Annotated in this window: 5 protein-coding genes; 2 read left to right on the top strand and 3 right to left on the bottom strand. The window is 62.6% G+C overall.

The window, feature by feature from the left end:
* Nucleotides 1-1304: glycine--tRNA ligase subunit beta (gene glyS, locus EN893_RS21155; RefSeq protein WP_245490874.1), on the bottom strand; the 1304-nt coding region annotated here is incomplete at its 3' end.
* Nucleotides 1305-1392: 88 nt separating this feature from the next.
* Between glyS and EN893_RS21150 the strand changes: the two genes are divergently transcribed.
* Nucleotides 1393-1707, top strand: coding sequence for a hypothetical protein (locus EN893_RS21150; protein ID WP_127270002.1), 315 nt, complete (start codon nt 1393-1395; stop codon nt 1705-1707).
* A 3-nt stretch (nt 1708-1710) separates the two neighbouring features.
* Here EN893_RS21150 and EN893_RS21145 read toward each other — a convergent pair whose 3' ends face one another.
* Nucleotides 1711-2631 (bottom strand): glycine--tRNA ligase subunit alpha, encoded by a 921-nt coding sequence (locus EN893_RS21145; protein WP_174800366.1) that lies wholly within the window; start codon nt 2629-2631, stop codon nt 1711-1713.
* A gap of 218 nt (nt 2632-2849) precedes the next feature.
* On the opposite strand from EN893_RS21145, the gene EN893_RS21140 reads away from it, so the two are divergent.
* Nucleotides 2850-3311, top strand: coding sequence for a GNAT family N-acetyltransferase (locus tag EN893_RS21140; protein ID WP_127270006.1), 462 nt, complete (start codon nt 2850-2852; stop codon nt 3309-3311).
* Nucleotides 3312-3390: 79 nt separating this feature from the next.
* Here EN893_RS21140 and EN893_RS21135 read toward each other — a convergent pair.
* Nucleotides 3391-4229, bottom strand: an 839-nt coding sequence (locus EN893_RS21135; RefSeq protein ID WP_128361752.1) for a tetratricopeptide repeat protein, incomplete at its 5' end; no start/stop codon positions are given.

The following is a 4229-nucleotide window of genomic DNA, read 5'->3' as shown; positions in this document are numbered from 1 at the left end:
CGGTCAGAGGACGCCGGCGCTTCACGCGCGGCGACCCCCTCTGGCCTGCCGGCCATCTCCTCCTCAAGGGGGGAGATTGACTGCGCCACGATCGGCGCCAGTTCTTCCGCCAATCGCTTGATCCGCTCCACCCGTTCGCCCTGCGTGCCGAGCTTGGCGTGGAAAGTCACGCCGAGATGGTCGAGCCGGGCCATGCGCTGGTCGAGCGGCTTCTTGAGATCAAGCCCGAATTTTTCCGCCGATGCCTCGAGCTCAGCCAGGTCAGGCAAATCGCCCTGGTCGGTCGTCCAGAAATAAAGCGCGTCGGACAGGCGGGCGCGCACCACCTTGCCGTTGCCGTGGGCGATCTCCTTGCCGCCATCCTTCGCTTCGATATTGGCTGTGAGGATGAAGCGGCTGGAAAGCGCGTCGTCGACACCCTGCGGCCGCGTCACAAAGCACTTCTGGTTGGCGCGGATGGTCAGTCGGATCACTTCGGCTGGAATGGCCAGGAATGCCTCCTCGAACTCGCCCATCAGCACGACAGGCCATTCGACCAGCCCGGACACCTCCTCCAGCAGCCCTTCGTCCTCGACCAGATCAAGCCCGTTGGCGAAGGCTAGATTGCGGGCGTCGGCAAGGATGATCTCCTTGCGCCGATCAGCATCGAGCACGACCTTGGCCGCTTCCAGCTTGGAAACATAGTCGTCGAAGCGGCGCACCGTGATGGCGTCAGGCGCATGGAAGCGGTGGCCGTAGGTGGTGTTGCCGGAGCGGATGCCGTCGATCTCGAAATCGACCACGACAGGCTCCTCTGTCTCCGGGCCGAAGGTGCACAGGATCGATTGCAGCGGGCGCACCCAGCGCAGCGAGCCTGGCTTGGCCGAGGCCGGTCCCCAGCGCATCGATTTCGTCCACGGGAAATTGCGGATGATGCCCGGCACCAGTTCGGCGATGATCTCTTCCGCCGCCCTGCCCGGCCTCGAAATGTGGGCGACATAAAAATCGCCCTTCTTCGGATCGGAATGGACATGGGCCTCGGCGATCGAGGAAAGTCCGGCCTTGCGCAGGAACCCCTGGACCGCCTGTTCAGGCGCCGATGTCGAAGGCCCCTTGATCTCTTCGCTTATATCTTTCGAGCGCGCGGTGAGGCCCCTGATATCGAGCGTCAGCCGGCGTGGCGTCCAGTACTCGCGCGCCGCTTCATAGGTCAGCCCCGCCTCGACCAGGCCGTCGGTCAGCATCTTCCTGAGATCACCCGCCGCCTTGCGCTGCATGCGGGCAGGAATCTCTTCCGAGCGGAGTTCTAGAAGCAGGTCAGGCATGGATGGGGCTCACGCGGCAAAATGGTCCGGGCGGGGGCATAGCAACTCGGCTGGCCGCTGTCACCCTTTCCGCGCGGGGATCGCCGATTTGCGCCCGTTTCCAGAAATTTTGGCCGCCCTGTCGGGACAAGACCGCGCCACCCGTCCTTGGATCAAAGATTTCCATGAACCGAACGCAGCGCTGAAGCGACCCACGCTCAGGCAGGAAACTATTGGCTCAACGACCATGAAAACGGCATCCAGACTTCTGCAGATCCTCGCGCTCGGCGCCTGCTTCACGGCGCAGGCTCACGGTGCCTTCTCGATGCCGGGCGTTCGACAGGCATTGCGCACGATCGACGGTGCCGGCGGTCAGGCCGTACCGCCGATCAACGTTTCCCTCGAGATGATGAAGCGGGCCTGAAGCTCAGGCCGCCAAGCCACCCGCCTGCGTCTTCAAAAACGCTTCGCCGCAGGCCTTGGCCAGATTGCGCACCCGCAGGATGTAGCTCTGCCGCTCGGTGACCGAAATCACGCCGCGTGCGTCGAGCAGGTTGAAGACATGGCTGGCCTTGATGCACTGGTCGTAGGCCGGGAAAACCATGCGGTGCATCGGCAGATTGTCGTTCGATGCCGGCGCGCCGGCGTCGAGCAGCGCCTTGCACTCGGCCTCGGCGTCCTCGAAGTGGCGCAGAAGCATCGCCGTGTTGGCGTGTTCGAAGTTGTGGCGCGAATATTCCTGCTCGGCCTGCAGGAAGACATCGCCATAGGTGACCTTGTCGGCGCCTTCGCGGCCGTTGAAATTGAGGTCGTAGACATTGTCGACGCCCTGCACATACATGGCCAGCCGCTCCAGCCCGTAGGTGAGTTCGCCGGCCACCGGCGCGCATTCGATGCCGCAGACCTGCTGGAAGTAGGTGAACTGCGAGACTTCCATGCCGTCGCACCAGCATTCCCAGCCGAGACCCCAGGCGCCCAGCGTCGGGCTTTCCCAATCATCCTCGACGAAGCGGATGTCGTGCAGCAGCGGATCGACGCCGATCGCCGCCAGCGAGCCGAGATAGAGTTCCTGCAAATTGGGCGGGTTCGGCTTCAGGATCACCTGGTACTGGTAATAATGCTGCAGCCGGTTCGGGTTCTCGCCATAACGCCCGTCCTTGGGGCGGCGCGAGGGCTGGACATAGGCAGCGTTCCAGCGTTTTGGGCCGAGCGCGCGCAGCGTCGTTGCCGGATGAAAGGTGCCGGCGCCGACTTCCATGTCGTAGGGTTGCAGGATGACGCAGCCATAGGCCGCCCAATAGTTGTGCAAGGTCAGGATCAGCCCCTGGAACGAGCGGCTGGGATGCATATGGGCGGGGATTTCAATTGTCACGGATGGCCTCGACAGCACAGGCTAGCTTGCCGGCACGTCCTAGAGACCCAACAGCAAAGCGTCAAGCAAAGCACGCCGATGCGGTCACCCCGACATTATGGACAATGTTGAAAGCTTTGCAGGGGCTGGCCCATTGCCCATCTCTGGGGCCTGCGCTCTGTTCGCCTGTGCAGCAACGACAACAGGTTTCAGCCATGCCCAGCCCGATCGTCATCCGCCCTGTCACGCGACAGGATTTCGAGCAATGGCTGCCGCTGTGGGACGGCTACAATGCATTTTATGGCCGCTCGGGTGAAACGGCCCTGCCGGGTGAGATCACCCAGATGACATGGTCTCGTTTCTTCGATGCCTATGAGCCGGTCCACGCGCTGGTGGCCGAAGGCGAGGGACAGCTTCTCGGCCTCGTGCACTATCTCTTCCATCGCAGCACCACGGCGATCGCGCCGAATTGCTATCTGCAGGACCTTTTCACCACGCAGGCCTCGCGTGGCAAAGGCATCGGACGGGCGCTGATCGAGCGCGTTTACGAGCGCGCGCAGGCGGCCGGCTCAGGCCGGGTATACTGGCTGACGCATGAGACCAATCACACGGCGATGAAGCTTTACGACAAGGTCGCCGAACACTCCGGCTTCGTCGTCTATCGCAAGCTCTTCTGAGGCAGCCAGCCGAATCCGGTTCAAACGAAAACGGGACTCCGAAAAGAGCCCCGTTTGCATTGAATTCAAATGGCGAACTTCACCCTTTCGGGGCGGGCACCGGCTCTGGCTTGACCTTCGGGGTTTCCTGCGCCGTGTTGGACTCGATCGGCGGCAGGCCCTTCATCAGCTTCTGCTGCAATTTGGCCAGCACATCGGGGTCCGGCTTCAGGTCGCGAGCCTGGTTCCACTGGAAGGTGGCTTCCAGCTTGCGGCCGACGCGCCAGTAGGCGTCGCCGAGGTGATCGTTGAGAACCGGATCTTCCGGCTTCAGCGACACGGCGCGTTCCATTTCGCGCACCGCGTCATCGAACCTGCCGAGGCGGAAATAGGCCCAACCCAGCGAATCGACGATGTAACCGTCGCTCGGCCTGAGGTCGACGGCCTTTTGAATCATCGCCAGGCCTTCCTTGAGGTTCATGTTCATGTCGACCCAGGAATAGCCGAGATAGTTCAGCACCTGCGGCTGGTCGGGGAACAGTTCCAGCGCCTTGCGGAAGTTCGGCTCGGCCTTGGGCCATTCCTTCAGACGCTCATAAGCGATGCCGCGCTGGTAGAAGATGTTCCAGTTGGCCGCGGTCGGCGCCTTCAGCACCTCGACGGCCTTATCGTAGAGAGTGGCGGCCGAACGGAAATCGTCCTTCGAGGAATAGACGCCGCCGAGCGCCAGATAGGCGCGCATGTCATTGGGATGGGCGTCGACCAAGGCTTTCAGATGGGTGATCGCTTCTTCGTGACGGTCGAGATCGGCAAGATTGAGGCCGAGTTGCAGGTCCGAAAGCTCCTTCAGCGGCGAAGCGGCGGGAATCCGGCGATAGAGCGCGATGGCACCTTCGCCGTCCTTCAATTGCGCGGACACGGCGGCGAGTTGCACAAGGG

Source organism: Mesorhizobium sp. M7A.F.Ca.CA.004.04.2.1 (genome assembly GCF_004022825.1).
GTDB lineage: Bacteria > Pseudomonadota > Alphaproteobacteria > Rhizobiales > Rhizobiaceae > Mesorhizobium.
Note: the sequence above shows the minus strand (reverse complement) of the source record. Positions and strands in the feature narration are given on the sequence as shown.